This window comes from Pseudidiomarina insulisalsae (assembly GCF_003987065.1).
Taxonomy (GTDB): Bacteria; Pseudomonadota; Gammaproteobacteria; order Enterobacterales; family Alteromonadaceae; genus Pseudidiomarina; species Pseudidiomarina insulisalsae.
Window position 1 is genome coordinate 140,610 of the sequence record NZ_PIPY01000008.1, and the last position, 25,663, is coordinate 166,272.

Sequence of the window (25,663 nt, forward strand, 5' to 3'; positions counted from 1 at the left end):
ACGTGATTCCTTGTTATTTCACCTGCGCTGGCGCGTTCTGGTCCTGACGGATCGCAATACCGGCCGCATGTAATTGCGCTTTTAACTCGGCAATGACCACGGTGTTTTTGTGAAACACCGAAGCGGCGAGGGCGCCATCGACATTGGCCTGTCGAAATACCTGCTCAAAATGATCGGCGTTCCCGGCACCACCTGAGGCAATAAGGGGCACCGGACAGATCGCCCGCATGGCTTTTAGCTGTTCAATATCATAGCCCTGACGCACACCGTCCTGGTTCATGCAGTTCAGCACAATCTCACCGGCACCGCGTTCAATCACCTGTTGCAGCCACTCGGCGGTTTCATAGCGGGTGCGCTGGCTCTTACTCTCATCACCGGTGAACTGATACACCAGGTAACGGCCGCTCTCGGCGTCGAAAAAGCTGTCGATGCCAATCACGATACATTGTTGGCCGAATTCATCGACCAGCCGGTTGATCAGATCAGGATCACGTAACGCCGGCGAGTTGACCGAGATTTTATCGGCACCCATGGCCAGCAGTTCCCGCGCCTGCTCAATCGAGCTGATGCCGCCGGCAACGGTAAAGGGAATATCAATTCGCCGGGCGATACGCTCGACCCACGACTTGTCGACCACGCGGCTGTCCGACGAGGCGGTAATGTCATAAAACACCAGCTCGTCAGCACCGGCTAAAGCGTAGCGCTCAGCCAGCGGCTCAATGTCACCGATAATTTCATGGTTACGAAACTGTACGCCCTTGACCACCTGACCGTCACGAACGTCCAGACAAGGAATTATGCGTCTTGCCAACATGCAAAAGCCTCCTCCAGAGTGAACTTACCGGTCAACAGGGCTTTGCCCAGAATAGCGCTGTCGCAACCAAAGGCGCGCAACTGGCGCAGATCATCGAGTTTCGCCGCGCCACCTGACGCCTGAATCACCAGTTGCGGGTAATCGCGTTTCAAACGCTGATATAACTCAAGATTGTAACCGCCTAACATACCGTCTTTAGCAATGTCGGTGCACAGCACATGGCGCAGTCCGTGCGGTAAAAAGCGCTCAATGGCTTGTTGCAACGTCAGCTCTGAGGTTTCCTGCCAGCCGTGGGTGGCAACATAGGCGTTGCCATCGGCGGCGATACTGACATCCAGCGATAGCACAATAGCTTCGCTACCGAAGTCTTCGAGCCACGCGGCGACCAGATCAGGCTCTTTAACCGCGAGTGAGCCAATGACAACGCGTTGAATACCGCTGTCGAACAACTGCTCTAAATCGCTACGCTGACGAATACCGCCGCCCACCTGCAGTTTCATTGGCAGCTTGGCAGCCAGACGTTGCAAGGTGGCGATTTGCCGTTGCTGCGGGTCGCGCGCGCCGTCTAAGTCAACCACATGCAGCCAGGTCGCGCCCGCCGCCGCGTAAGCTTCGGCAATAGGCAGCGGATCGCTGGCAAAGGTGGTCTGGCGGGCAAAGTCGCCTTGCTGTAAGCGAACCACTTCGCCGTTAATTAAATCAAGCGCGGGTATCAGCATCGCTTAACTCCATAAAATTTTTCAGAATTTGTGCGCCCACGGCGCCCGAGCGCTCGGGGTGAAATTGCGCGCCAAAGTAGTTCTTCGAGCGGATCATCGAGGCGAAGCGCTGGCCGTAGTCGGTGGTCGCAATGGTGGTGATATCAGGTGCGACCGCATAGCTGTGGACAAAATAGCAGTATGCCGGTGCCTGAATACCGCGCAGTAGCGGATTATGGCCGGCTTCATTGACGGTATTCCAGCCCATATGCGGCAGCGGCCGGCCCTGACTTTCCAGTGCTACGGTGCGCGCGGGAATAAGACCCAGACAGTCGACATCACCTTCAGCGGACCATTCAGTCAACAATTGCATGCCCAGGCAGATGCCCAGTACAGGCTGCTCCAGTGACGAGAGGGTGTCCACCAGCTCCAGCTGACGCAGGTTGCGCATCGCTGCTTTTGCGGTGCCAACGCCCGGCAAGACTACCTTCCCGGCATTACGGATCACCGTCGCATCGGCGCTGATCACCGGTTGCACGCCCAGCCGCTCAAACGCGAACTTTACCGACGACAGGTTAGCGCATGAGGTATCGACAATGACCAGACTCATGCCAGCATCCCCTTACTTGAGGGCAGCGCGCTGTCACCGCTACGGGCAACGGCTTGGCGTAACGCGCGGCCAAAGACTTTAAATAAACTTTCGACCTGGTGGTGACTGTTGCCCTCAGTGGTACTGACGTGCAACGAAACCGCCATGGCGTCACTGATTGAACGGAAGAAATGCTCGACCATTTCGGTTGACAGCTCACCCACTTGCGGGCGGGTGAAATCCGCCGAGAACACCAGGTAAGGGCGTCCGGACAGATCAATCAGGCACTCGGCACGACACTCATCCATGGGCAGCGCGAAACCAAAACGTCCAATGCCGCGCTTTTCGCCCAGCGCCTGACGCAGCGCCTGGCCAAGTGCCAGCGCAGTGTCTTCGACCGTGTGGTGTTCGTCAATATGCAAATCGCCCGTGACCTGAATGGTCATCGCAATACCGGCATGGGTCGCGATCTGCTCCAGCATGTGATCAAAAAAGCCAATGCCGGTGCTGATAGCAATTGGCCGCTGCGCGTCGAGGTCGACACTGATATCAATAGCCGTTTCTTTGGTGGTGCGATTAATGCTCGCGGTGCGAGGGCGATCGAGCAACTGGTGCTGAATAGCCTGCCAGTTGAAGCTTTCGCGGTCGTAACGCAGGCCACGAATGCCCATATTTTCGGCCAGCTGCAGGTCCGTTTCGCGGTCACCAATCACGTACGAGTCAGTAAAATCAATGCGACCCTGTTGCAGGTAATCTTTCACCAGTCCCAGATGCGGTTTGCGGCAGCTGCACTGATCTTCACTAAAGTGTGGGCAGATGAGAATGTCATCAAAGCTGACGCCCTGCGAATTAAAAATGGCCATCATTAACTCGTGCGGCGCATCAAAGTTCGCCTGCGGGAAGCTGTCCGTACCCAGACCGTCCTGATTGGATACCATGACCAGCCGGTAACCCGCCTGCTGCAGGGCCAACAGCGCCGGAATGACACGCGGCTCAAACACCAGCTTACTGATACTGTCGAGCTGCTTATCGACCGGTGGCTCCTCAACCAGGGTGCCGTCGCGGTCAATAAAAAGAATACGTTGCGCACTCATGCGGGGAGTACCTCCAATAAACGGTCGATTTCTTCAGCGCTGCCAATACTAATACGGACACATTGGCCAAGGCCACGCTGACTTGATTGATTTCGAATAAGAACACCGGCTTGCTGGCACTGGCGGACCAGCGCGTCCGCATCTTCGACGCTGATCAGCACAAAGTTGGTGACCGTGGGCCAAACCTTTTGCGCCCAGTCACGGCGCGACAGTTCAGCCAGTAACCGATCACGCTGATCAAGCACCATTGCCAGTTGTTGTTGCATCAGGGTAATACCCTCTGCACTCAGCGCCCGGGTTGCGCCGCGAACGGTCGGCTCGGGCAGCGGGTAAGGCGCAATCACCTTGCGCAAAATCTCAATTACCTCGGCTTGCGCCAGCGCAAAACCACAGCGCAGAGCCGCCAGGCCAAAGGCTTTCGACAGGGTGCGCAGTACTACTAGCTGCGGGTATTGCGCCAACCATGAAGTAATATCGCGTTGCGCAGAATCACCAGCGATGAATTCGATATAGGCCTGATCGAGCACGACCAGCGCACGCTCGCCCACCTGCTCCAGCAAACTCTGCAGCCTGGCAGTGTTCACTTCATTGCCCAGCGGATTGGATGGACTGCAGATGAAGATCAGTTTCACCCGACTGGCCGTGTCGGTGTTAACCCGCTCAACCATAGTGGCAACATCAAGCTGCAGAGTACCGTCGCTGTCGGGCTGCAGCGGGCAGTCGACGACATCGGCGCCATGCGTCACAGCGCTGATAGCATACATGCCATAGGTCGGCGTGGTAATCATGACCGCGTCGCGCTGGGGCTCACAGAAGCTGCGGATCAGAAGCTCAATGGCCTCGTCACTGCCGCGACAGCTCAGCACTTGCGCCAGGTCAACGCCGGCATAATCCGCGTAGGCTTGATTCAACGCATCGCTCTGAAAGCTGGGGTAGCGGTGCCAGTTGCCTTGCTCAGGAAAGGCCGGGCTTTGTGGCGCTTCATTAGCGTTTAACCAGGTCGAACCGCCGCTCATACTGCGACGCGCCGACTGATAGGGAATAATATTCGCCAGGTGCGGGCGCTGTAATGCGGCGATAAAGTCCACTGACTTACTCATACTTCCTGCTCCTGTAACCGTACGGTAACTGCGCGCGCGTGCGCGTCCAGCCCTTCAGCCTCGGCCAGCGCGACGATCGCATCAGCCAGCCCGGCCAGACCTTCACGGGTGGCTTTCTGACTGGTATAGCGGCGATAAAAATCAAGTAACCCCAAACTGCTCACGGTATCGGCGAAACCGTAGGTCGGTAACACGTGATTGGTGCCGGTCGCATAGTCACCGCCTGACTCGGGCGTATAGGCACCGATGAACAGTGAACCGGCATTGGTGAGGCGCTTGGCCAGATCGTCGGCGTTGTCGGTTTGAATCGACAAGTGTTCAGGGGCGTAGTTTTGACTGATGGTCACGGCTTCATCCAAATCCGCAACCTGAATCAGAGCACTGTTGGCCAGCGCCTGTCGTGCGATCTGCTGGCGCGAAAGTTGCTCCAACTGCTGGTACAACTGCTGCTGCACCGCAGTAATTTGTGTGGCGCAGGGTGAGAGCAGAATGACCTGTGAGTCACTACCGTGCTCCGCCTGTGAAAGCAGGTCTGCGGCGACATAGGCCGGGTTGGCATTGGCATCCGCTATGACCAGAAGCTCAGAGGGTCCGGCGGGCATATCAATGGCAGCACCTGCAGGGTCTTGAGAAACAGCCTGTTTGGCAGCAGTGACGAAACTATTGCCCGGACCAAAAATTTTGTTCACCTTGCCGATACTTTCGGTACCGTAAGCCAGGGCTGCAACCGCCTGCGCGCCACCGCAACGATAAATTTCCGTAATGCCGCATTTTTGCGCGGCGTACATCAATGCTGGTGCCAGATCGCCGTTACTATCGGGCGGGCTGACCAATACTGCCCGCGGACACCCGGCGAGTTGCGCCGGAACACCCAGCATTAATGCTGTTGAGGGCAGCACTGCGGTGCCGCCAGGAATATAGAGCCCGACGGCATTCAGCGGTGCATAATTTAACCGGCACTCAATTCCTGGCGCGGTTTCCACGGTCAGGTTCTGCGGCTGTTGCGCAGCGTGAAAGCGACGAATAGTGGCGTAAGCGGTATCAATAGCGTCGCGGGTTTTGTTATCAAGTATGGCAACCTGCGCGTCAATGCGCTCCTGTGGGTAACGCAGCTCGGTTAGGTCAGGGCAATCGAACTGGCGGGTATAGCGCAACACGGCAGCATCACCTTGCTCGCGCACCGCGGCAATGATGGCCGATACCGTGGCCTCAAGCTCAGCTGAAGCACGTTGCGTCGGCCGCTGAAGCAGTTCTTCGCGTTGCTGCGAAGCTAAGTCCGTCCAGGTAAAGGTACGTTGTTGCAAATCAAGCGTGGACTCTTGCATTGCGATTACCCCATCATTTTCTCGATTGGCAACACCAGAATAGAACTGCAACCGATGGCCTTCAATTCTTCCATGGTTTCCCAGAACAAGGTTTCGGTGCTGACCACGTGCACAGCAACTAACTCGTCGGTGTGGCTAAGCGGCAAAATAGTCGGGTCCTCGGCACCGGGAAGCAGAGCGGATACTTGCTCCAGTGCCTTGCGCGGGGCGTGCAACATAATATATTTGCTCTCGCGTGCCATCTGCACGCCGTCCAGACGTGGCAACAGCTGGTCAATCATGGCTTGTTTGGCGGAGTTTAGCTGTTGTGGGCGCTGAATCAGTTGCGCCTGACTAGTGAAGATGACCTCTTTTTCTACCAGCCCATTGGCTTCCAGGGTGGCACCGGTGGATACCAGGTCACAGACGGCATCGGCCAGCCCGGCGCGCGGAGCCACTTCAACACTGCCGGTTAAAATAGCAGTTGATGCCGCGACATTTTGCTTTTTCAGATAGTCCTGCAGTAAGTACGGGTAGGTGGTAGCGATACGTTTGCCTTGCAGATCCTGCACGCCTTGGTAGTTCTCTTCTTTGGGAACGGCCAGTGACAAGCGGCATTGACCGAACTCCAGTGCCCGTAGCTTCTTAAACTCAGCTTTTAACGAGGTAGCTTCACGCTCTAGTCGCACTTCTTCAAGTACATTCTCGCCCACCAGACCCAAGTCAACCACGCCATCCATGACCAGGCCCGGAATGTCATCGTCACGCACGCGCAACAGGTCAATCGGTTGGTTGCTGCTGTGAGCAAGTAAACGCGCTTCGTGCAGATTAAACTTAACGCCGCAGGCTTCGAGAAGTTTGAGGGACTCTTTACTGAGCCGGCCTGATTTTTGAATCGCAATGGTTAAGCGTTTTGAGTTGGTATCGACGACCATGTTTTAAATCTCCTATAAAAAAACCCCGAAAGGTTGCCTTTCGGGGTTCTTGAATGATGAAGGCAACCACCATAGTGTTAGCCCTCAGCGTCTGCAACGAGGCTAACTTCGAGTTCCGATATGATGGTGGTGCCAGGTTGTATAACGCATGAATAAATTCCAGAACGTTGCTTTTGTTCATTTGATGGCAAGATTGTATAGCTCTAAATTTGCTCTTGCAACCCTGATTTTATTGAATCGGCTGATTTGTTGTATGGCAACTTGTATAACTTTGTTTTACGCCTTGATTGCCACATTTAACCTTCACCAGGCGCCGACATTCGCGCATAGCCATTCAGCGGTGAATACGCTACTCTAGCCGGTAAAGTTCAACGCCGTAAAAAACACGCCGACATGACCGCAATACAAACCTATTTTGAACCTGACAGTGCATTGGCGAAAGCGTTGCCAGGCTTCGCGCCGCGTGCGGCACAAACAGAAATGGCAAGTGCCATTGGCAAAGTGCTTAAGAGCAAGGGGCAGTTGGTGGTCGAGGCAGAGACCGGCACCGGTAAGACCTATGCTTATCTGGTACCCATCTTAAAAAGCTCTGGCAGAGCGATGATATCAACCGGCACCAAAGCCTTGCAGGAACAGTTATTTCACCGCGACTTGCCGGCGTTGCGCGACGCCATTGCACCCGAAAAGCAGGTGAGTCTGCTCAAAGGGCGTAGCAACTATTTGTGCACCCACCGTCTGGCGCAGGCACAGGCACAGGGAAACGAGTTGTCGTTGGCCGTGCAAAAACAGGTAATTGAAGTCAAACGCTGGGCACTGCGCACCGAAGACGGTGACATGGGCGGATTAAGCAGCTTGCCTGAAGATGCTGAAGTGTTACCACATGTGACCAGCACGGTCGACAACTGCTTGGGTCGTGATTGTCCTGATTATGACGACTGTTACCTGGTCAAGGCGCGTAAGCGCGCGCTGGAAGCAGACATTGTGGTGGTTAATCATCATCTGTTCTTTGCTGACATGGCGTTAAAAGATGTCGGCTTTGGTGAACTGATTCCTCATGCTGACGCGCTGGTATTTGACGAAGCGCATCAATTACCTGATATTGCCAGTCAATATTTTGGTGAGGCGCTTGGCAGTCGGCAACTACATGAAATGGCGCAGGACGCAAAAGCGATTTACCTGACTGAGCTGAAAGATCTGCGTCAGCTGGACAAGGTCGCAGATAAGCTCATTGGCAGTCTGCGTGACTGGCGCCTGGCATTTCCGATCGATCCGCAGCGCGGCAACTGGCGCCAGTTGGCGCACGATGAGCGTATTCAAACGGCCGCCGCGCAGTTAACCGACAGTCTCGAGCTATTTCGTGAAGTGGTGAAGGCGGCTCTGGGCCGCAGCCAGGATCTCGACAACCTGTATGAACGCTGCGTGCAGTTTATGCACATCTGGCAACTGTTGCAGGACACCCAGCGCACCGGATACAGCTTTTGGTTCGAGACCACACCGCGGCACGTCGTACTGCATCAGACGCCGCTGCAGGTGGCCGATAAATTCGGCAGCTATGTGCGTGAATCAGAGGCCAGCTGGGTATTTACCTCGGCCACGCTTGCCATTGGTAATGACTTTGGGCATTTCACTCGTCTGCTGGGGCTGGCGTCGGCGCAGACCTTGTGTTTGCCAAGCCCTTTTGCTTTTGCCGAACAGGGCATTTTATGCGTTCCAAGGTTTTTACCGCAGCCTCATCAGCGCGAAATGCTCGACCGTCTGATCCAGATCACCACCCAGGTGCTGGACGCGAATCCGCGTGGCGGTACCTTCGTTCTTTTTACCAGCCACCGGATGTTACAGTTGGTGGCACGGCAACTGGAAAACCTGACCGACCGCCCGTTGTTCGTACAGGGCAGCACCAATAAACGCGAGTTACTGGCCGACTTTATTGCCGCCGGTAACGGCGTACTGTTAGGTACTTCCTCGTTTTGGGAAGGCGTCGATGTGCGGGGGCAGGCGCTCATCTGTGTCATTATTGATAAACTGCCTTTTGGCGCGCCCGATGATCCGCTATTGCAAGCACGTATTGAAGACTGTCGTATGCGTGGAGTCGAGCCTTTCACTCAGGTACAATTGCCGCCCGCTATTATTGCCCTGAAGCAGGGCGCGGGACGACTTATTCGTGACCGCAATGACCGCGGCGTACTGATTGTCTGTGATCAGCGACTGGTCACCAAGCCGTACGGGCAATTGTTTGTCGCCAGCTTGCCGCCACTGCGCCGTACCCGCGACCTTGAGCAGGCGCTGGAGTTTTTGACCGAAATTAATGGAGATATTCCCGCATGACCGCTGTTCTTTTAGCTATCGACACCGCCACTGAACAATGCTCCGTGGCGCTGAAAAAAGGCGATGAAGTGTTTCAGCGCGCGGCCATTACCCCGCGTGAACACTCACAGCGGGTACTGGAATTTGTCGAACAAGTGCTGGACGAGGCGCAGCTGACGCTGGCGGATGTTGATGGCATTGTCTGCGGTTATGGTCCGGGCAGCTTTACCGGCGTGCGAATTGGCGTTGCGATTTGTCAGGGACTAGCTTTCAGTCACACTTTACCGGTTTATCCCGTCTCTACCTTAGCAGCACTTGCGCAACAGGCCATTCGCAAACATGACGCGAAAACTGTTGTCAGTGCAATTGATGCACGTATGAACGAGGTTTACCTTGCTGTCTTTACTGCCCGACAGGGCCAGGCAGTTCAGGAGTTGGAACCACAAATGGCGCCGTTGACTGCGGTCAGTGCGCACCACTGGTGGCCGCAACTGTTGAATCAGGCGTCGAGCGTGTTCGGGGCAGGTACCGGCTGGCAGGCTTATGCGGAGCAGCTGAACCCAGAGGGCGAAGTTGCGGTCTTAAATGATGTTACCTTGCCACTTGCTGAAGACATGCTGACGCTGGCTAGTCAGGTGACAGCCGTGGCAGCGGAGCAGCTTGAACCTTTATACGTGCGTAATGAAGTGGCATGGCAGAAGTTGCCGGGACGCAGTTAACTGCCCACCAGCTAAACCAGGAGTACAAATGATGTTGAAATATTGGCTAACGGCAATAGCGGCACTTAGCTTAGGTGCATGTTCGATGGTTCCCGACGAACTTGCAGTTGTCGAAAATACAAATTTAGTTGAGTACGCGACCGCGCTGGAAAACCCGCAGCAAGCGACCGGTAAAATGGCGCGTTGGGGTGGTGTCATTGCGCAGGTACGCAATAATAATGACGGCACTATTGTTGAGGTGGTCAACTATCCGCTCAACTCCTATGGCCGCCCAGTGGCGACCGATAGCAGTGACGGCCGTTTTCGGGCCATGATAGACGGTTTTATTGATCCTATGGTCTATGAGAAAGGCCGTTTTGTCACCTTTACCGGTGTGATAGGCGAGCCGGTTGAAGACAAAATTGATGAATTCCCGTATTTATTCCCGACTCTTAATGTCACCGGTAAATACTTGTGGAAAGAAGTTGATGAGAATCGTGCTGAAGTGGACTATAGTTCGCTGTGGTACCGCCACTACTGGTACTCACCACCTTACCGGGTCTATTATCCGGTACCGGTGCGCAACAACAATGAGCCAAAGCAGGACAATAACAACTAATCATGACGCTTGCGCTTTCCTATTCACAGGCTCGGCAAATTGCTGAGCCTGTTTCGTTTCAGTTGAACTGGGGCCAGATCAGCGGCTTGCGCTGGGGCAACCCGCAGGGCAAGGTCATTCTGGCGCTGCATGGCTGGCTGGATAACGCCCATAGTTTCCTGCCCCTTGCCGAGCAGTTCTTAACCTCCGATATGTCGCAGGACTATCAGCTGGTCGCACTGGACTGGCCCGGTCATGGTCATTCGGCGCATCGCCCGGCAGGCAACTATTACCCGTTTCTTGACTATGTCTTTGATGCCATTCAAATCTGTGAGCAACAGAACTGGCAGCAGGTCAGTCTGCTTGCGCATTCCATGGGTGCGTTCGTGGCCAATCTCTGGGCCGGTATTGAACCGGAGCGGGTGACACATTTGCTGAGCATTGAGGCCTTCGGTCTTTTGAGCAGTCCCGAAACTGCTATTCTTGACGATATCCGTAAGGGCTTTCGCAGCCGGCTGCAGCAGCAGGGTAAGCGGCGCCCCCATTACGGTGATTACGCCAGTGCGGTAGCGGCACGGGCGCAGTCCGGTGACTTCAGTGAAGAGCTGGCGGCGGTGTTAGTGGAACGTGGTATTGAACAGCTTGGCGCTGACGATTTTCGCTTTCGCGCCGATGGCCAGTTGCGCACCAAGTCGGTGATGCGCATGACACCATTGCAGGTGCGCAGTATTTTACAGGCAATCCGTTGTCCGTTTTGTCTTGTATTAGGAAAGCAAGGCCATCGTGACCGTCTGCAACTGGCACTGGACGAATGGCAGCATGCCGTCCCGCACCTGCAGGTAGTGGAAGTCGGGGGTGGCCACCATTTGCATATGGAACATCCTGCTGCGGTGTGGCGCCAGTTTACTGCGTTATTGGCAGGCGCTGACGGCTAGTTTAAACTGGTCGGATATGCGATGATTGGCAAAAAAGATAATGACTCAGGAGCATGAGCGCGTGGAAAAAATCTGGTTAAAACGCTATCCGGCAGGGGTCCCAGAAGAGATCGACCCGAATCATTTCAACTCGTTAGTGGACATTTTTGAGAAAAGCGTTGCGTCCTACGGCGAACGGCTCTCGTACGTCAATATGGACCGCGAGATGTCTTTTAACGAGTTAGACGCAGAAAGCAAAAAGTTCGCGGCCTACCTGCAAAGCAAAGGTCTGCAGAAGGGCGACGCAATTGCCGTCATGATGCCCAACCTGTTGCAGTATCCGGTCGCTTTATTCGGCATTTTGCGCGCCGGGCTGGTGGTGGTGAACGTTAATCCGCTCTATACCCCGCGTGAGCTGAAACATCAGTTAAGCGATGCCAAAGCAAAGGGCATCGTTATTCTGGAAAATTTTGCCCATACCCTCGAGAAGGTTGTCAGCGACCTGCCGGAACTGGAACATATTTTTCTGACCGGTATTGGCGATCTGTTACCTACGGCCAAGCGCTGGCTGGTTAACTTTGTCGTGCGCCGCATTAAGCGCATGGTTCCGAATTACAACTTGCCGCAAGCGGTACAGTTCCGTGACGCCATCAGCAAAGGCGCAAAAGCCAGTTACAGCCGCCCTGAGTTAAGCGGCGATGATCTGGCATTCTTGCAGTACACCGGTGGAACCACTGGTTTAGCGAAAGGGGCGATGTTGTCGCACCGTAATATGGTGGCGAACCTTGAACAGGTATCAGCATTCATCGCGCCACTGGTCAATGACGGTGAAGAAACGATTATTACCGCGTTGCCGCTGTATCATATCTTTGCGTTAACCGCGAACTGTTTGACCTTTATGAAACACGGCGGTAAAAATGTGCTGATTACCAACCCGCGCGACATGCCGGGGTTTGTTAAAGAGCTGGCGAAACATCCGTTCTCGATTATTTCTGGCGTGAACACTCTGTTTAATGGTCTGCTGAATACCGAAGGCTTCAAAGATCTGGACTTTTCCAATCTGAAAATAGCCCTGGGTGGTGGTATGGCGGTGCAGCGCTCAGTGGCTGAGCACTGGGAGCGCGTAACCAAGTCGCGTCTGCTGGAAGGGTACGGTTTGACTGAGTGCTCCCCGGTAGTGACCGTGAACCCAACCGATATTGAGCATTACAATGGCACCATTGGCGTGCCGTTGCCGTCAACGCTGGTACGAGTGGTGGACACTGAAACTAGTAAGGAAGTTGCTCAGGGCGAGACGGGCGAGCTACAGGTGAAAGGTCCGCAGGTGATGGTGGGTTATCTGAACCGCCCTGATGAAACCGATAAAGTGATGGATGATGGCTGGTTCTGTACCGGCGATATCGGCCTGATGGACGAGAACGGCTTCTTTAAGATTGTTGACCGTAAAAAAGATATGATTCTGGTCTCGGGCTTTAACGTTTACCCGAATGAAATCGAAGACGTCATGGTCGACCATCCGAAAGTACTTGAAGCCGCCGCAGTGGGCGTGCCACACGACTCGTCAGGCGAGGCCGTGAAGGTGTTCGTAGTGCGCAAAGATAAGTCACTGACCGAGCGTGAGCTGATTGACTTTGCCCGGGAAAATATGACCGGCTACAAAGTACCGAAGTTTGTCGAGTTTCGTGACGAGCTACCCAAAACCAATGTTGGTAAGATCCTGCGTCGTGAATTACGCGACGAAGAGGAATTGAAAGCCAAAGCCGGAGCGAGCAAAGACGCGTGACAGAGCAGTACCAGTTAATTACCACACAGCCTGCCTTGCTGACTTTTTGTCAGCAAGCGCAGCACGCTGATTTTCTTGCCGTTGACACCGAATTCGTTCGTACCCGCACTTATTATGCACGCCTGGGTCTGGTGCAGGTGCAGGCCGGTGATGCCACCGCCCTGATTGACCCGGTGAGCTTACAGGCAGAGCAGTCAGACGCTGCCCTTGCGCCACTCTGGCAACTTTTTGCCGACCCGGACAAAACCCTGGTGATTCATGCTGGCGGTGAAGATTACGAGATCCTTCAGCAACATATGGGCTGTCTGCCTAATGCTATTTTTGACACCCAAATTGCCTGTGCGATGTTAGGCGAGGGCGAGGCCATGGGCTACGCTGCAATGATTGAGCAGCGGCTTGGGGTCATGCTCGATAAGTCGCAGTCACGCACTGACTGGATGCAGCGCCCGCTGGCACCCGCGCAGCTGGATTATGCCGCGGCTGATGTGCTCTACCTGCAACAGGTGTATCCGCAGTTACTGGCAAAGGCGCAGGAACAAGGCAAGCTTGACCTTATTCTTGCCGAGAGTGCCTGGCAGGCAGAAAAGCGCGCGCAGCAAATTCCTGATAAATGGCTGTTTCTTTATTTTGGCAATGCCTGGCAGTGCACGCCTGAGCAGCGAAGCGTTTTGCGCGAACTGGTCGCCTGGCGTCAGCAACGGGCGCGCCAGGCAGATCTGCCGCTGGGCTTTGTGGCAAAAGATCATGTCCTGCTTGATATCGCTCGCCACCAGCCAACCAGCAAGGGCCAGTTACACCGGGTGAAAGAACTGTCATCGGTCACGGTACGCTATGCCGGCGATGAACTGTTAGCGGCCATTGCTGCCGGTATTGAAGCCGGCCCGTTGCAGCTGAAGTTGCGGCGTATCAATGATATTCCTGGTTATAAGGCAGACTTCGCGAAAATCAAACAAATGGCCCAGCAAGTGGCGAAAGAGCTGGACATTCCGACTGCGCTGGTCGCCTCACGGCGCCAAATTAACGATGTGATTCACTGGTGTCGACAAATTCCATCGCACGCCAGAAGCGAGCTACCGCTGCCGGACTTGTTTGCCAGCTGGCGTGGCGCTAAGCTTAAGGCTCCTGTTGAAGCCCTGCTAAAAGAGAGTCAATAACTCATGTTGTGTGCGGTCTATCGTAGTCCGAGACGAGTGGATACCTACCTCTATCTGGCGCATCCAGCTGATTTTTCAAGAGTACCGGAAAGTCTGATGAAAAGTTTTGGTGCGCCACAGCACGTAATGACCATCGCACTGACGCCAGAGCGTAAGCTGGCGCGACTGCCCGTGGATGAGTTAAAGCAACACCTTGAAGATCCGGGTTTCTATTTGCAAATACCTCCACCGCCAGAAAATTTATTAAAGAAGGAGTTGGCGCCATGAAAAAGCTGGTCGCGATGTTCGCGTTGATGTTCCTGGTAGTAGCACCACAAAGCGTGCGCGCCGCCGACGAGGCGGGGTTTGCCGATTACGTTGAAAAAATTAAGGCTGAGGCCCTCGCTGATGGCTATAGCCAGGCCACCCTTGATAAGGCCTTTGCCGGCGCCAAGTTTTATCAGCGCGCGGTCAGCGCCGATAAAAACCAGCCAGAGTTCAAGCTGACGCTGGACACTTATTTGCCGCGTGCCGTTCCTGAGTGGAAAGCCAAGCAGGCGCTGGAAAAATACAATGAGCATAAAGAGCTGCTGGAAGAAGTAGGCGCTAAGTACGGCGTGCAGCCGCGCTTTATTGTTGCGCTTTGGGGTATCGAGACCAACTTCGGTGGCTACACTGGCGGCTTTGACGTGGTGTCAGCGCTGACCACCATGGCGTACGAAGGACGCCGCGAAGAGTTCTTCAAGAAGCAGCTATGGCAGGCCCTGACCATTATCGAGGAAGGCCACATTGATGTCGAGCAGATGAAAGGCTCGTGGGCCGGTGCCATGGGACAAACGCAGTTTATGCCAAGTTCGTTCATGGCTTACGCAGTCGATTATGACGGTGACGGCCGCAAGGACATCTGGAACTCGATGGGCGATGTCTTCGCATCTGCTGCAAATTATCTGAAAAATGCCGGCTGGCGTGACGACGTCACCTGGGGCCGTCAGGTACAATTGCCCGCTGACTTTGACGAGTCATTAGCAAGTCTGAAGACGAAAAAGTCACTGGCTGAATGGCAGGCATTGGGTGTGCGTCGCATGGACGGCAGCGATTTACCACAGCGCGCCGATATTGAAGCGGCAGTGGTCATTCCGGATGACAAAGAAGGCCGTGTGTATCTGGCGTACGCCAATTATGACGCGCTGATGCGCTGGAACCGCTCGCATTACTTTGTTGCAGCGGTCGGCTATTTGTCGGATCGTATCCGCTTTCCGCGCTAAGCGACGCGTTAGTTATGCAACGCCCCTCTAAGATTGTTTGTGTGGGCCGCAATTATGCGGCCCATGCTGCCGAACTGAATAACCCCCTTCCCAGCGAACCTTTATTATTTATCAAGCCGCCGAGTAGTCTGGCGCAACTGCCTGATGTCACTATTCCGACCGCGTCAGGTAGTTGTCATCATGAACTCGAAATTGCGGTGCGCGTGGGGGAAACCTTACGTGCAGTCAGTCCTACCGCAGCTGCTCATGCCGTTGACGCGGCCACGCTGGCACTTGATCTGACCTTGCGTGATTTGCAGGACAAGCTCAAGCAACAAGGCCATCCGTGGGAGCGGGCAAAGGCGTTTGATGGTGCCTGTGTGCTGGCGCCATGGGTGGCGGTAGCTGATCTGGATGCGGTGCAACGCAGTACCTTCACGCTGCGACGCAACGGTCAGTTGCAGCAGCAGGGCGATGGCACACAGATGTTAATGCCAATCGCTGAATTGCTCGCGCATATCAGTCATACGTTTACGCTCGAGGCCGGTGACGTCGTACTTACTGGCACACCGGCCGGTGTGGGGCCTTTGCTCGAAGGTGATAAGCTGGAGCTTAGCTGGCAGTTGGGCAACACTGAACACCATTGGCAAGGCCAGGTGAAAACCCATGACTGACGCACCGTTCTGGCAGCGTAAAAGCTTCGCGCAGATGACTCACGAAGAGTGGGAATCGCTGTGTGATGGCTGCGGTAAATGCTGTCTGCACAAACTGATTGATAGTGACGATATGGATGAAACCGTGCATTACACCGATGTCAGTTGTGTGTTACTCAACACGGAAACCGCACAGTGCAGCAATTATGCCGAGCGTACGCAGCATGTTCTTGACTGTGTGGTCATTACCCCGGAAAATGTCTACGAACTCGATTTTATGCCGACGTCCTGCGCCTACCGCCGTCTGGCCGAAGGTCGGGGGCTGGCAAGCTGGCATCCACTGCTTCATGGTGGTTCGAAAGCGGCCATGATCGCGGCCGGCATGAGTGCTGCTGGGCGAGTGCTGAACGAAGACGAGGTCCATGAGGACCTCGAGCTGCGTATCGTAACCTGGCCGCTCAACGACCAGGATTAATCAAATGCGTCGGGCACCAAGCAGACGCAACACTAACACCAGAATACCTACTACAGCGTAGCTGGCAAAAATAATCCGCATCCATTGTGGCATGCTCAGTCCGGCGAACTGCCAGTTAATGTCGCCACATAAACCCGTCGAACTGAACAATCCCGGGAACCACTGATGCAGTGGCAGCCATTTTGGAAAATTCGGGAAGGTATCGCACACGGCAAAAAATGAGTTCGCCGCCTGTTGGGTTGCCACGTGCTCATTGGCAATAATAAAGCCCCAGATGGCTGCAACCAGCCAGCCGGCAAAGCCAAGCAAACGCGCGATAGCCAATTTGGGGGCGATAAGTGGCACCAGCGCGGCGACGCCAATGGCCAATATCGCCACGCGCTGATAAATACATTTCACGCAAGGTTCCAGACCCATGCCATACTGCATATAGAGAGCGGTGGCGAATAGACCGAAGGCTGTTGCGGCTAACAGCGCCCAGGCGGCGCGCTGTTCGGGAAGTTGCTGAAAGAAGCGCATGAGTTGACTCGTTATTTTTATTAGGTTCACATACAGGTAGCGACAAAATAGCTAAGCTGAAGAGATAAGTCGACAGATTTCTGTAAAGCTCTGACCACAAAACTTGTCCGACCATTGGAAACCCTGATAAAATCAATAGCTAAATAGTACTAACGAATCGCACGACTCAGAACGCGCCATTTCGGTGTCGTTATCAAGTGAATAGGCCAGTTAATGATCATCAAGGCACAAAGCCCTGCGGGGTTTGCAGAAGAATATATCGTGAAGTCCATCTGGAATGGGCATTTCGCACCAGGTACTATTTTGCCTGCGGAACGCGAATTATCTGAGCTCATTGGTGTCACCCGCACGACCTTGCGTGAAGTCTTGCAACGCCTGGCGCGCGATGGCTGGCTGACCATTCAGCATGGTAAGCCCACCCGGGTGAATAATTTCTGGGAAACCTCCGGCCTGAATATTCTGGAAACGCTGGCACGCCTGGACGAAGACGGCATGCCACAACTTGTCGACCAGTTACTTTCAGCGCGTACTAATATCAGCGCGATCTATATTCGTGGCGCGGTGCGTAATGCGCCTGAGCGTGTTGCCGAGTTACTCGAAGAGGCTGAGCAGTTGGAAGATTCCGCTGACGCTTTTGCAGAGTATGACTACCGCCTGAACCACGACCTGGCGATGGCGTCTGGCAACCCAATTTACGTATTGGTACTCAACGGCTTTAAAGGTTTGTATTCGCGTATTGGTAACTTCTACTTCTCAAACCCAGAAGCCCGCAAGCTTGCCCGCAAGTATTACGCTGACTTGAAAGCAGTAGCAACCGAAGAGAAACGGGACGAAGCAGCCATGCTCGTGCGTGATTATGGTTATGCATCAGGCCGCATTTGGCACAGCATGCGCGGCGATATCCCGGCTAATCTTGTAGAATAACAAGGTAGAGTAACAAGCAGCGCATAAAAAAAGCCCCGCGGTTGCGGGGCTTTTTATTAGTGTGCTGGGCGTGACTTACGCGTAGTTTTTCGCAACGAAGTCCCAGTTGATCACATTCCAAACGGCGCTTAAGTAGTTCGGGCGCGCGTTACGGTAATCGATATAGTAGGCATGCTCCCACACGTCGATGGTCAGAAGCGGTGTGACTGAACCGTCAGTTAATGGGGTTTCAGCATTGCTGGTATTTACGATAGCAACAGAACCGTCAGCTTTTTTCACCAGCCAGGTCCAGCCTGAACCGAAGTTGCCAGCGGCTTGTGAGTTGAACTCTTCTTTAAATTTGTCAAACGAGCCAAACGCTGACTTGATAGCGTCAGCTAATGCGCCAGATGGCTCGCCGCCGCCGTTCGGGCTTAAGCAGTGCCAGTAAAAGGTGTGGTTCCAGACCTGGGCAGCATTGTTAAATACACCGCCAGAAGAAGACTTAATGATATCTTCCAGTGACTTGCTTTCCATGTCGGTGCCTTTCACGGCATCATTGAGCTTGCTAACGTAAGCAGCATGGTGCTTACCATAATGATACTCGAGGGTCTCCGCAGAAATGTGCGGCTCAAGTGCATTTTTTTCATACGGCAGATCAGGTAATTCAAATGCCATGTCGACTCTCCAATCGTTTTTCTTGTGAATTTATTTGAAGCATCATCATTTTACCATTGAAAATGCTTCGTGCAGTCTCAATATACCTAGGTTGAGGCAGAAAAGTTTAATTCAAGGGTAGTAGACAATTTTTTAATTGTCATTAGTTGCCCTGATAACGGGCTTAACGAAATGCATTCGCAGCGTGGGCTATGTTAAACTTGCTGTCTGTTACGCTCAATGAAGTAAGGGAAAAAGCATGGAAACTGTAGAAAAGATCAAACAGCAGATTAGTGAAAACCCGATCCTGTTGTACATGAAAGGCTCACCGAAACTACCAAGCTGTGGTTTCTCGGCACAAGCATCACAGGCGCTGATGAGCTGTGGTGAGGCTTTTGCTTATGTTGATATTCTACAGAACCCGGATATTCGCGCAGAACTGCCGAACTATGCTGACTGGCCAACCTTCCCGCAGCTGTGGGTTGAGGGCGAGTTAGTCGGCGGTTGTGATATTATTCTGGAAATGTTCCAGAAAGGCGAACTGCAAGAACTGATTAAAGAAGTTGCAGAGCGCCATCCTGCTCCTTCTGAAGAGTAATTTCTCGTACGTTAAATTTATTCGTTAAAGCAACAAAAATGGAGAGTTAACATGGGTGTATTAGTAGGCCGTAAAGCTCCTAATTTCACTGCAGCAGCAGTTTTGGGATCAGGCGAAATTGTTGATGAGTTTAACCTGCACGAGCAGATCAAAGGTAAGAAAGCGGTCGTTTTCTTCTACCCACTGGACTTCACTTTCGTGTGCCCATCTGAGCTGATCGCGTTTGATCACCGTTTGGAAGAGTTTAAAAAGCGTGGCGTTGAGGTCATCGGTGTTTCTATCGACTCTCAGTTCACTCACAACGCATGGCGTAACACTGCTGAAGCAGACGGCGGCATCGGTGAAGTGAAATACCCACTGGTTGCAGATGTGAAGCACTCTATCTGTAAAGCCTATGACGTTGAGCACCCAGAAGCGGGCGTTGCTTTCCGTGCATCATTCCTGATCGACGAAGACGGCGTAGTACGTCACCAGATCGTGAACGACCTGCCACTGGGTCGTAACATCGACGAAATGATTCGTCTGGTTGACGCACTGAACTTCCACCAGGAGCACGGCGATGTATGTCCAGCTGGCTGGAAAGAAGGTGATGAGGGTATGAAGGCTGACCCGAAAGGTGTAGCTGATTATCTGTCGAAAAACGCAGGCAAGCTGTAAAAAAAGCAAGAGCGTTATTCGTTGTTCGTTATTCGTTATTCGAAAAAACAACAACAGTGAGAAAGGTCGCCTTGGGCGACCTTTTTTTATGTTAGGGCTAGGGTGGTGGCGGCGCTGACGTGGATTTTTGTGGTGTCGTAGAGCGGGATGGCGGTGTCGTCACTTGTTACCAGTAGGCCGATTTCGGTGCAGCCGAGAATGATGGCTTCGGCGCCTTTTTCGCTGAGGTCGTGAATGGTTTCAAGAAATGCGGCTTTGGATTCTGTTTTGGTGACGCCCAGGCAAAGTTCCTGGAAGATGCTATCGTGAATGGTCTGGCGCTGTTCCTGGTTGGGAACGATGACGTCAATGCCTAAAGCTTCAAGGCGTTCCCGGTAAAAAGCTTGCTCCATGGTAAAGCGGGTGCCAAGTAAACCCACCGTGCGAATGCCGTCGGCTTTTAGCGCTGCGGCGGTTGCGTCAACAATATGCAGCAAGGGTATGCTAATGGCTTGCTCAATCTCCGGCGCCACCTTGTGCATGGTGTTGGTGCAAAGCAGCACAAAATCAGCGCCGGCGGCTTCCACAGCTGTTGCGGCCTGGCTAAGAATCTTAGCGGCTGCGGCCCAGTCGCCTTGTTGCTGTAACGGCTCAATCTCGGCAAAATCAACGCTGTACAGCACTAGTTTGGCCGAATGCAGACCGCCTAACTGGTCACGTATCTGTTCATTTAACTGTCGGTAGTAGCTCTGCGTCGACTCCCAACTCATACCGCCAATCAGGCCTATTGTTTTCATTTGTTTTGCTCTCGCTTCCGGTTGCGGTTACATTGCCTCAGATTAGGTTGCGTTTCATCGCATTTCAATGAATTTAGGTCACTACAGGAGAGCAGCAGATTGTTAGTTCCCTTGCAAAAAGAAGATTTTGAGCTGGTGGCCGGCTGGCTGGCGGACCCGGAAGACCATTTTAAGGTCTGCGGTAACGCCTTTGCCTATCCGCTGCAGCGCGAGATTTACGATGCCTTTTTTGTCGACATGGCAGGCGACCCGAACTTGCGCCTTTGCTACAAATATTGTGTTGACGATCGCCCGGTGGGTATGGCGCATTTTACCCGTATTGACCGAAAAAATGACTTTGGCCATATTGGTGTGGCGATGGTCGCTCCCGATGCGCGCTCGACAGGGCATGGCAGAGCCATGTTCAGCGCTTTACTGGAGCTGGGCTTCAACGAGCTTAAGTTTCATCGCATTGATTTGAATGTATTTGAGTCGAACGCGCGGGCACTGGCGTTTTATCGGCGCACGTTGGGCTTCAAGGTAGAGGGCCTGGCCCGCGACACCATTAAAAAAGATGGTGCATACTTGGGCTGGTACACCCTGAGTTTATTGGCCGACGAATGGCAGCCATCCTAGTTTGGCGCTGGCGGGTTGAGGGCATTCGTTGGTACACTTGCAGCTATTACCTGTAACGCAAAAGAGGGTTTATGCCTGAGTCGGCCTCGAAACGATTAAATAAGTACATTAGCGAGAGCGGTATTTGCTCACGGCGTGAAGCTGATCGTTTCATTGAGCAAGGTTTAGTTAAAATTAACGGCAAGCGCGCCGGGCTGGGCGATCAGGTGGCTCCGGGTGACGAAGTCATTGTTAATGGACGCAGAATTGAACCTACCGACAAAGAAGACTTTGTCTTTATTGCACTGAACAAGCCGGTGGGAATTGTCAGCACCACAGACTCAGCTGAACCGAAAAACATGGTCGACTTTGTCGGCCATAAGACGCGTATTTTCCCCATCGGACGACTTGATAAAGACTCGCAGGGGCTGATTTTCCTGACCAGCAACGGCGATCTGGTCAATAAAATCTTACGCGCCGGTAATAGGCACGAAAAAGAGTATGTGGTCACCGTCGACCGTCCCATCACTCCAGACTTTATTCGCGGCATGGCAAATGGCGTTCCGATTCTGGGCACCATGACGAAAAAGTGCAAGGTGCGCCAGGAATCGCAATTTACCTTCCGCATGACCTTGATTGAGGGTATGAACCGCCAGATCCGACGTATGTGTGAGCATTTTGGTTACGAGGTGCGCAAACTTGAGCGGGTGCGGATCATGAATGTTACCTTAGGCAGGCTGCAGGTAGGCCAGTGGCGCAACCTGACTGATAAAGAGATGGCTGAGTTGATGAAATCAATCGAGCATTCGTCCTCGGAAGCGCCCGCCGGACATCGCCGGCGCAAGCCGCCGCAAAAGCCTGGCTCGGCAGCACGTCCGAAACCTAACACAGGATCCAAGCGGCGTGGTGAAAACGCTGAGTCGATATGGGATCGTTCACGTCATTCCGGCAAATCAGGTAAGGCCCCGACGACGGGGCGCAGCAAGCTAAAACTTAATAAATAAACGCTCACGCCTGGGCGGGTTATAACGCCCAGGCACGGAAGCGTTTACCTTTCATCTTGTCATTGTTGATTAAGCCCAGTGCCTGCTGCGCTTTTGCGATCTTCACTGCCACGTATGCCCATTGTGCCTGCACTTTAATTTTTCCAATGTCGTCTACTGCAAGCTTCTTATCACGCGTCAGCGCACCAACGATATCGCCCGGCCGCAATTTGTCCTTCTTACCACCATTGAGTTGCAAGGTGACGTAATCGGCGGTGAGGGGCGGTTTGTCCGTGCTCAGCTCAGGTAAGTCGCGCAGTTTAATCGGTGCATCGAGGGTGTCTTCGAGCAAACGCATTTTGTAATCGTCTTTCGGGCCGATGAGCGTGACCGCAAGCCCTGCAGCACCTGCACGACCGGTACGGCCTATACGGTGGGTGTGGGTGGCAATATCATGGGCCATAGTTACGCTAATGACCAGATCGAGCTCGGCAATATCCAGACCCCGCGCTGCAACGTCGGTTGCGACCAGCACCCGGGCGCTGCCGTTGGTAAATTGCACCATGGCCTGGTCTCGGTCCTTTTGCTCCATATCGCCGTGTAAGGCGAGGGTACTGAAGCCTTTATTGGTCAATGCGTCAGCAATGCTTTGCGTTTCCGCTTTGGTATTGCAAAACACCATGCAGTTATCAGGTTGCAGTTCCAGTAATAATGCGCGCACAGCAAGGGCTGGGGCGGTATCACCGAGAGTATAAAAGCGCTGCTCAATCGCGGTTTGGGTTTGCGTTGCTGCAACTTTAATGATTTCGGGGTTCTGGCATACCTGCTTGGTGAGTTGGCGGATGCCCTGCGGATAGGTCGCACTAAACAGCAAGGTTTGGCGTGCCGACGGAGTCTTCGCGATGATACCATCCAGCGCGTCCTGAAAGCCCATCTCGAGCATCCGGTCAGCTTCATCGAGCACCAGTGTTTGTAACTGTGCCAGATTCAACCGTTCAGCGTGCAGGTGATCCAACACGCGTCCGGGCGTGCCGACCAGCACATGGGCACCATGCTCGAGTGATGCCGTTTGTACACGAGCTGGAACACCTCCACAAAGCGTCAGAACTTTGACATTGCCCATAACCTTCGCCAACTGTCGAATGGCCTCTGCGACCTGCTCAGCGAGCTCACGGGTAGGACACAACACTAGCGCCTGCGGCGCAAATGAACTGGTGTCCAGTTTCGACAGTACGCCCAACGCAAAAGCCACTGTTTTACCGGAGCCGGTCTCTGCCTGCACGACCACATCTTCGCCGCGCAAAATTTTCGGCAGGCTAAATGCCTGTACCTGCGTCATTTGGGTAAAGCCTGCCTCATGCAAGCTACTGAGCAGCGCATCATTTAGCTTAAGCTCAGAAAAATGGCGTACAGCTGGCGTCGCTTCTGGCGCATTTGGGACCGTTGATTCAGACATGATTTGGGTTCACTTATTGGGGGAGTGCATGGTGGCTTTTGTGAGGGCTCAGTATAACAGACTCCCGCGAAGAACGTTAACTGGAGCAATGCTGTAACTGCACGATGGTTGCTCAGGGTTGTCATCGCAAAATAACTCGTTTAAGGTTTGCCCTGTAACAAAAAATCAAACAAGGATAAGTTTCTATATGAAAAGCTTAATTGGCGTTCTGTTGATCACATTTTTAGTCAGTGGGCGCGCGGCGGCAGAAGTCGAAAATGGCTATTCAGATTTACCTGTCACGGAAAACGAGTTGCAGGCAGATAAATGGAGTGAGCTGGTAAGGTTCCCGGCCAGGTATCCCCAATCGGCGGTCCTCAATGGGACGGAGGGCTGCGCGACCGTTGAATATGTCATCACACCAGAAAATGAAATTGAAGATATAAGAGTAACACTCGCGACGAACCGGGAATTTGCAATTGCCGCAGCAAAAGTGGTTCAGAAGTGGAAGTGGGCAGACCTACCTACGAACATTATTTCAGAGCCCGTGAGAACCCAAACGAAATTTGATTTCTGTTTTAATAAAGGAAATCAGTCGTGTACATTCGTTGCTGCCGATTATTCATGCCCTGGTGAAGACGTTATTTACTCCAGAGGTATGCGCAGGTAGGCAGAGGGTAACGTCAGGTACTACTTGGCGTCGCCCCAGACTGCGTACTCATTACCGCTTGGGCAGGTAAACTGAAAACGGCGGCCGCCAGGGAACTCGAAAATAGCTTTACTGATTTTGCCACCGGCTTTTTTCACCCGCTCAAGGCTGTCTTCCAGGTTTTCACTGTAAAGCACCACCTTCGCGCTACCGTTCTCGGTGTGGGCAACCAGATCGGAGCGGAAGAAGCCACCGTGCAGACCGGCCTTTTCAATCGCGGCATAGTCGTCGCCGTGATCATAATATTCCCAGCCAAAAGCCTCATTAAAGAAACGCTTGGTGCCTTCCATATCGCGCACCGGGAATTCAACGTAGTTAATAATCTCTTTACTCATGCTGGCAGCCTTTGTTTTGCGTCTGTTTGTTTGTCAGTATAGTCAATTCCGCTATCTTTAAAGTCAGGTGCGGTTAACTACTGAAAAACTACGCAAATTATTTCTTATCGGGGCGATTGCAAGTTTGCCCGGAAGGTCCTAACTTATGCGGCAATAAATCGTGACTCAGCGAACTGAGAGAAGGAACTAAAAGTCATGTTGAATTTCCTGTTTGTGATTATTGGCATTGTCTTGTTAACGTTCGGTGGTGATGCGTTGATCCGTGGCTCGTTAGCTACTGCGAAACGCATGCGCGTATCACCTTTATTGTGCGGTTTGCTAATTGTAGGTTTTGGTACTTCATCGCCTGAACTGGCGGTTTCAATTGATGCTGCGATGAATCAGCGGCCGGACATTGCTGTTGGTAACGTGGTCGGCAGTAACATCGGCAATATTATGCTGATTCTAGGATTGTGTGCGGTTATATCGCCATTGGCCGTGAAGCCTTTGGTGCTGCGCCGTGACGGCATGGTGGTGGTCGCTGCTACCTTGCTGTTCGTAGCGCTCGTTATTGGCGGCGTCTTGTCACGTATTGATGCGGCGCTGTTTCTGCTGGCGCTGGCTGCTTATCTGACCTGGGCCTACCGTACCGAACGTTATGGTCATGCCAGCTCGGCAGAGCTGCATGAAGCTGAAGCAGAGGAGCTGACAAACTTGCCGAAGCGGCCGATGACCATGGCTGGCGCGATTCTGTTGGGCTTAGCTTTGCTGATTGCCGGATCTCAGGTGTTGTTAAAGGGCGCGGTCGGTATTGCCGAAACATTAAATGTCTCAGAAGCTGTAATCGGTTTGACACTGGTAGCAGTCGGAACTTCGTTACCGGAACTGTCGGTTTCGATTATGGCGGCGTTCCGCCGTCATGCTGATGTCGCCATTGGTAATATTTTAGGCAGTAATATTTTCAACGTACTGGGCATTTTGGGTATTTCTGCGTTATTACAGCCGTTGCCGGTGTCTGAGCGAATACTGCAGTTTGACCAGTGGGTCATGCTGGGCGTAGCGCTGCTGCTGATGGTCTTCCTGTACACCGGCAAGCGCCTGAGCAGAATTGAAGGCGGTTTATTATTACTCGGCTACATTGCCTATGTGGCGCTAAGCTTTACTGCGGTTAGTTAGACAGGA

General features: G+C 53.3%; 29 protein-coding genes. 17 read left to right on the top strand and 12 right to left on the bottom strand.

Annotated features, from left to right (window positions below; translation table 11 throughout):
• Positions 1-13: 13 nt before the first annotated feature.
• Genes hisF through hisG form a run of 7 tightly spaced genes read right to left on the bottom strand, consistent with a single transcriptional unit; the run spans position 14 to position 6,534 of the window.
• Positions 14-814, bottom strand: a complete 801-nt coding sequence (gene hisF / locus CWI71_RS08865) for an imidazole glycerol phosphate synthase subunit HisF (protein WP_126754905.1) — start codon at positions 812-814, stop codon at positions 14-16.
• The gene (gene hisA, locus CWI71_RS08870; protein ID WP_126754906.1) at positions 796-1,533 is read right to left on the bottom strand and encodes a 1-(5-phosphoribosyl)-5-[(5-phosphoribosylamino)methylideneamino]imidazole-4-carboxamide isomerase; all 738 of its coding nucleotides are present in this window, start codon (positions 1,531-1,533) and stop codon (positions 796-798) included. Before hisA ends, hisF begins: the two co-directional genes overlap by 19 nt.
• Positions 1,514-2,122 carry an imidazole glycerol phosphate synthase subunit HisH gene (gene hisH, locus CWI71_RS08875; protein ID WP_126754907.1) on the bottom strand — a complete coding sequence of 203 codons (609 nt, stop codon included), beginning with the start codon at positions 2,120-2,122 and terminating at the stop codon, positions 1,514-1,516. The genes hisA and hisH overlap by 20 nt, the downstream gene beginning before the upstream one ends.
• Complete coding sequence (hisB, locus tag CWI71_RS08880; protein WP_126754908.1) at positions 2,119-3,195, bottom strand: bifunctional histidinol-phosphatase/imidazoleglycerol-phosphate dehydratase HisB; 1,077 nt, start codon at positions 3,193-3,195, stop codon at positions 2,119-2,121. Before hisB ends, hisH begins: the two co-directional genes overlap by 4 nt.
• On the bottom strand, positions 3,192-4,295 hold the full coding sequence (gene hisC, locus CWI71_RS08885) for a histidinol-phosphate transaminase (RefSeq protein WP_126754909.1): 1,104 nt from the start codon (positions 4,293-4,295) through the stop codon (positions 3,192-3,194). The genes hisB and hisC overlap by 4 nt, the downstream gene beginning before the upstream one ends.
• Complete coding sequence (gene hisD / locus CWI71_RS08890) at positions 4,292-5,620, bottom strand: histidinol dehydrogenase (RefSeq protein WP_126754910.1); 1,329 nt, start codon at positions 5,618-5,620, stop codon at positions 4,292-4,294. The genes hisC and hisD overlap by 4 nt, the downstream gene beginning before the upstream one ends.
• 5 nt (positions 5,621-5,625) lie before the next feature.
• A complete protein-coding gene (hisG, locus tag CWI71_RS08895) occupies positions 5,626-6,534 on the bottom strand; it encodes an ATP phosphoribosyltransferase (RefSeq protein WP_126754911.1) in 909 nt (302 codons plus the stop codon).
• A gap of 393 nt (positions 6,535-6,927) precedes the next feature.
• On the opposite strand from hisG, the gene CWI71_RS08900 reads away from it, so the two are divergent.
• The 10 genes from CWI71_RS08900 to CWI71_RS08945 all read left to right on the top strand — a co-directional run bounded on the left by CWI71_RS08900 (position 6,928) and on the right by CWI71_RS08945 (position 16,336).
• Positions 6,928-8,859: a DNA repair helicase YoaA gene (locus tag CWI71_RS08900; RefSeq protein ID WP_126754912.1), complete on the top strand. Its 1,932-nt coding sequence runs from the start codon at positions 6,928-6,930 to the stop codon at positions 8,857-8,859.
• Positions 8,856-9,557, top strand: coding sequence for a tRNA (adenosine(37)-N6)-threonylcarbamoyltransferase complex dimerization subunit type 1 TsaB (gene tsaB / locus CWI71_RS08905; RefSeq protein WP_126754913.1), 702 nt, complete (start codon positions 8,856-8,858; stop codon positions 9,555-9,557). Before CWI71_RS08900 ends, tsaB begins: the two co-directional genes overlap by 4 nt.
• 28 nt (positions 9,558-9,585) lie before the next feature.
• A complete protein-coding gene (locus CWI71_RS08910; protein ID WP_241967673.1) occupies positions 9,586-10,155 on the top strand; it encodes a Slp family lipoprotein in 570 nt (189 codons plus the stop codon).
• Positions 10,156-10,157: 2 nt separating this feature from the next.
• Complete coding sequence (locus tag CWI71_RS08915) at positions 10,158-11,069, top strand: alpha/beta fold hydrolase (protein WP_126754914.1); 912 nt, start codon at positions 10,158-10,160, stop codon at positions 11,067-11,069.
• 61 nt (positions 11,070-11,130) lie between these two features.
• On the top strand, positions 11,131-12,831 hold the full coding sequence (gene fadD / locus CWI71_RS08920) for a long-chain-fatty-acid--CoA ligase FadD (protein ID WP_126754915.1): 1,701 nt from the start codon (positions 11,131-11,133) through the stop codon (positions 12,829-12,831).
• Positions 12,828-13,985 carry a ribonuclease D gene (gene rnd, locus CWI71_RS08925; protein ID WP_157981086.1) on the top strand — a complete coding sequence of 386 codons (1,158 nt, stop codon included), beginning with the start codon at positions 12,828-12,830 and terminating at the stop codon, positions 13,983-13,985. Before fadD ends, rnd begins: the two co-directional genes overlap by 4 nt.
• A 3-nt stretch (positions 13,986-13,988) precedes the next feature.
• The gene (locus CWI71_RS08930) at positions 13,989-14,252 is read left to right on the top strand and encodes a YcgL domain-containing protein (protein ID WP_126754917.1); all 264 of its coding nucleotides are present in this window, start codon (positions 13,989-13,991) and stop codon (positions 14,250-14,252) included.
• A 26-nt stretch (positions 14,253-14,278) separates the two neighbouring features.
• On the top strand, positions 14,279-15,229 hold the full coding sequence (locus CWI71_RS08935) for a lytic murein transglycosylase (protein WP_241967677.1): 951 nt from the start codon (positions 14,279-14,281) through the stop codon (positions 15,227-15,229).
• 14 nt (positions 15,230-15,243) lie between these two features.
• On the top strand, positions 15,244-15,882 hold the full coding sequence (locus CWI71_RS08940; RefSeq protein ID WP_126754919.1) for a fumarylacetoacetate hydrolase family protein: 639 nt from the start codon (positions 15,244-15,246) through the stop codon (positions 15,880-15,882).
• Positions 15,875-16,336 (top strand): YcgN family cysteine cluster protein, encoded by a 462-nt coding sequence (locus CWI71_RS08945; protein WP_126754920.1) that lies wholly within the window; start codon positions 15,875-15,877, stop codon positions 16,334-16,336. The genes CWI71_RS08940 and CWI71_RS08945 overlap by 8 nt, the downstream gene beginning before the upstream one ends.
• Here CWI71_RS08945 and dsbB read toward each other — a convergent pair whose 3' ends face one another.
• Positions 16,337-16,855, bottom strand: a complete 519-nt coding sequence (gene dsbB / locus CWI71_RS08950; protein WP_126754921.1) for a disulfide bond formation protein DsbB — start codon at positions 16,853-16,855, stop codon at positions 16,337-16,339.
• Positions 16,856-17,068: 213 nt separating this feature from the next.
• On the opposite strand from dsbB, the gene fadR reads away from it, so the two are divergent.
• Positions 17,069-17,779, top strand: coding sequence for a fatty acid metabolism transcriptional regulator FadR (gene fadR, locus CWI71_RS08955; RefSeq protein WP_126754922.1), 711 nt, complete (start codon positions 17,069-17,071; stop codon positions 17,777-17,779).
• Positions 17,780-17,854: 75 nt separating this feature from the next.
• On the opposite strand, the gene CWI71_RS08960 is transcribed toward fadR, so the two are convergent.
• On the bottom strand, positions 17,855-18,436 hold the full coding sequence (locus tag CWI71_RS08960) for a superoxide dismutase (protein ID WP_126754923.1): 582 nt from the start codon (positions 18,434-18,436) through the stop codon (positions 17,855-17,857).
• A gap of 238 nt (positions 18,437-18,674) precedes the next feature.
• Between CWI71_RS08960 and CWI71_RS08965 the strand changes: the two genes are divergently transcribed.
• Together CWI71_RS08965 and CWI71_RS08970 are read left to right on the top strand one after the other, a co-directional pair.
• The gene (locus tag CWI71_RS08965) at positions 18,675-19,013 is read left to right on the top strand and encodes a Grx4 family monothiol glutaredoxin (RefSeq protein ID WP_126754924.1); all 339 of its coding nucleotides are present in this window, start codon (positions 18,675-18,677) and stop codon (positions 19,011-19,013) included.
• 51 nt (positions 19,014-19,064) lie between these two features.
• The gene (locus CWI71_RS08970; protein WP_126754925.1) at positions 19,065-19,670 is read left to right on the top strand and encodes a peroxiredoxin; all 606 of its coding nucleotides are present in this window, start codon (positions 19,065-19,067) and stop codon (positions 19,668-19,670) included.
• Between the two features lie 86 nt (positions 19,671-19,756).
• On the opposite strand, the gene CWI71_RS08975 is transcribed toward CWI71_RS08970, so the two are convergent.
• Positions 19,757-20,446 carry an aspartate/glutamate racemase family protein gene (locus CWI71_RS08975; protein WP_126754926.1) on the bottom strand — a complete coding sequence of 230 codons (690 nt, stop codon included), beginning with the start codon at positions 20,444-20,446 and terminating at the stop codon, positions 19,757-19,759.
• 99 nt (positions 20,447-20,545) lie between these two features.
• Between CWI71_RS08975 and CWI71_RS08980 the strand changes: the two genes are divergently transcribed.
• Both CWI71_RS08980 and rluF read left to right on the top strand, forming a co-directional pair.
• Positions 20,546-21,061: a GNAT family N-acetyltransferase gene (locus CWI71_RS08980; protein ID WP_157981087.1), complete on the top strand. Its 516-nt coding sequence runs from the start codon at positions 20,546-20,548 to the stop codon at positions 21,059-21,061.
• 71 nt (positions 21,062-21,132) lie between these two features.
• Positions 21,133-22,044 carry a 23S rRNA pseudouridine(2604) synthase RluF gene (gene rluF, locus CWI71_RS08985; RefSeq protein ID WP_126754928.1) on the top strand — a complete coding sequence of 304 codons (912 nt, stop codon included), beginning with the start codon at positions 21,133-21,135 and terminating at the stop codon, positions 22,042-22,044.
• Positions 22,045-22,063: 19 nt separating this feature from the next.
• Here the strand turns inward: rluF and dbpA are convergent, their stop codons facing one another.
• Complete coding sequence (gene dbpA, locus CWI71_RS08990) at positions 22,064-23,479, bottom strand: ATP-dependent RNA helicase DbpA (RefSeq protein ID WP_126754929.1); 1,416 nt, start codon at positions 23,477-23,479, stop codon at positions 22,064-22,066.
• A 187-nt stretch (positions 23,480-23,666) separates the two neighbouring features.
• Here dbpA and CWI71_RS08995 point away from each other — a divergent pair, with 187 nt between their 5' ends.
• The gene (locus CWI71_RS08995; protein ID WP_126754930.1) at positions 23,667-24,128 is read left to right on the top strand and encodes an energy transducer TonB; all 462 of its coding nucleotides are present in this window, start codon (positions 23,667-23,669) and stop codon (positions 24,126-24,128) included.
• Between the two features lie 20 nt (positions 24,129-24,148).
• On the opposite strand, the gene CWI71_RS09000 is transcribed toward CWI71_RS08995, so the two are convergent.
• Entirely contained in the window at positions 24,149-24,502 is a 354-nt protein-coding gene (locus CWI71_RS09000; protein WP_126754931.1) for a VOC family protein, read from the bottom strand.
• A 195-nt stretch (positions 24,503-24,697) separates the two neighbouring features.
• Here CWI71_RS09000 and CWI71_RS09005 point away from each other — a divergent pair, with 195 nt between their 5' ends.
• Positions 24,698-25,657, top strand: a complete 960-nt coding sequence (locus CWI71_RS09005; RefSeq protein WP_126754932.1) for a calcium/sodium antiporter — start codon at positions 24,698-24,700, stop codon at positions 25,655-25,657.
• Positions 25,658-25,663 lie beyond the last annotated feature (6 nt).

Bases quoted from the DNA above. Each gene is read 5' to 3' on its own strand.
- tsaB (WP_126754913.1), top strand. From the start codon at position 8,856: ATGACCGCTGTTCTTTTAGCTATCGACACCGCCACTGAACAATGCTCC.
- hisB (WP_126754908.1), bottom strand. From the start codon at position 3,195: ATGAGTGCGCAACGTATTCTTTTTATTGACCGCGACGGCACCCTGGTT.
- hisG (WP_126754911.1), bottom strand. From the start codon at position 6,534: ATGGTCGTCGATACCAACTCAAAACGCTTAACCATTGCGATTCAAAAA.
- fadR (WP_126754922.1), top strand. From the start codon at position 17,069: ATGATCATCAAGGCACAAAGCCCTGCGGGGTTTGCAGAAGAATATATC.
- hisC (WP_126754909.1), bottom strand. From the start codon at position 4,295: ATGAGTAAGTCAGTGGACTTTATCGCCGCATTACAGCGCCCGCACCTG.
- rluF (WP_126754928.1), top strand. From the start codon at position 21,133: ATGCCTGAGTCGGCCTCGAAACGATTAAATAAGTACATTAGCGAGAGC.
- dbpA (WP_126754929.1), bottom strand. From the start codon at position 23,479: ATGTCTGAATCAACGGTCCCAAATGCGCCAGAAGCGACGCCAGCTGTA.
- CWI71_RS08960 (WP_126754923.1), bottom strand. From the start codon at position 18,436: ATGGCATTTGAATTACCTGATCTGCCGTATGAAAAAAATGCACTTGAG.
- CWI71_RS08910 (WP_241967673.1), top strand. From the start codon at position 9,586: ATGATGTTGAAATATTGGCTAACGGCAATAGCGGCACTTAGCTTAGGT.
- dsbB (WP_126754921.1), bottom strand. From the start codon at position 16,855: ATGCGCTTCTTTCAGCAACTTCCCGAACAGCGCGCCGCCTGGGCGCTG.
- CWI71_RS09005 (WP_126754932.1), top strand. From the start codon at position 24,698: ATGTTGAATTTCCTGTTTGTGATTATTGGCATTGTCTTGTTAACGTTC.
- CWI71_RS08940 (WP_126754919.1), top strand. From the start codon at position 15,244: ATGCAACGCCCCTCTAAGATTGTTTGTGTGGGCCGCAATTATGCGGCC.
- CWI71_RS08995 (WP_126754930.1), top strand. From the start codon at position 23,667: ATGAAAAGCTTAATTGGCGTTCTGTTGATCACATTTTTAGTCAGTGGG.
- CWI71_RS08935 (WP_241967677.1), top strand. From the start codon at position 14,279: ATGTTCCTGGTAGTAGCACCACAAAGCGTGCGCGCCGCCGACGAGGCG.
- CWI71_RS08915 (WP_126754914.1), top strand. From the start codon at position 10,158: ATGACGCTTGCGCTTTCCTATTCACAGGCTCGGCAAATTGCTGAGCCT.
- hisD (WP_126754910.1), bottom strand. From the start codon at position 5,620: ATGCAAGAGTCCACGCTTGATTTGCAACAACGTACCTTTACCTGGACG.
- CWI71_RS08965 (WP_126754924.1), top strand. From the start codon at position 18,675: ATGGAAACTGTAGAAAAGATCAAACAGCAGATTAGTGAAAACCCGATC.
- CWI71_RS09000 (WP_126754931.1), bottom strand. From the start codon at position 24,502: ATGAGTAAAGAGATTATTAACTACGTTGAATTCCCGGTGCGCGATATG.
- hisA (WP_126754906.1), bottom strand. From the start codon at position 1,533: ATGCTGATACCCGCGCTTGATTTAATTAACGGCGAAGTGGTTCGCTTA.
- hisH (WP_126754907.1), bottom strand. From the start codon at position 2,122: ATGAGTCTGGTCATTGTCGATACCTCATGCGCTAACCTGTCGTCGGTA.
- CWI71_RS08970 (WP_126754925.1), top strand. From the start codon at position 19,065: ATGGGTGTATTAGTAGGCCGTAAAGCTCCTAATTTCACTGCAGCAGCA.
- hisF (WP_126754905.1), bottom strand. From the start codon at position 814: ATGTTGGCAAGACGCATAATTCCTTGTCTGGACGTTCGTGACGGTCAG.
- CWI71_RS08930 (WP_126754917.1), top strand. From the start codon at position 13,989: ATGTTGTGTGCGGTCTATCGTAGTCCGAGACGAGTGGATACCTACCTC.
- CWI71_RS08975 (WP_126754926.1), bottom strand. From the start codon at position 20,446: ATGAAAACAATAGGCCTGATTGGCGGTATGAGTTGGGAGTCGACGCAG.
- CWI71_RS08945 (WP_126754920.1), top strand. From the start codon at position 15,875: ATGACTGACGCACCGTTCTGGCAGCGTAAAAGCTTCGCGCAGATGACT.
- CWI71_RS08900 (WP_126754912.1), top strand. From the start codon at position 6,928: ATGACCGCAATACAAACCTATTTTGAACCTGACAGTGCATTGGCGAAA.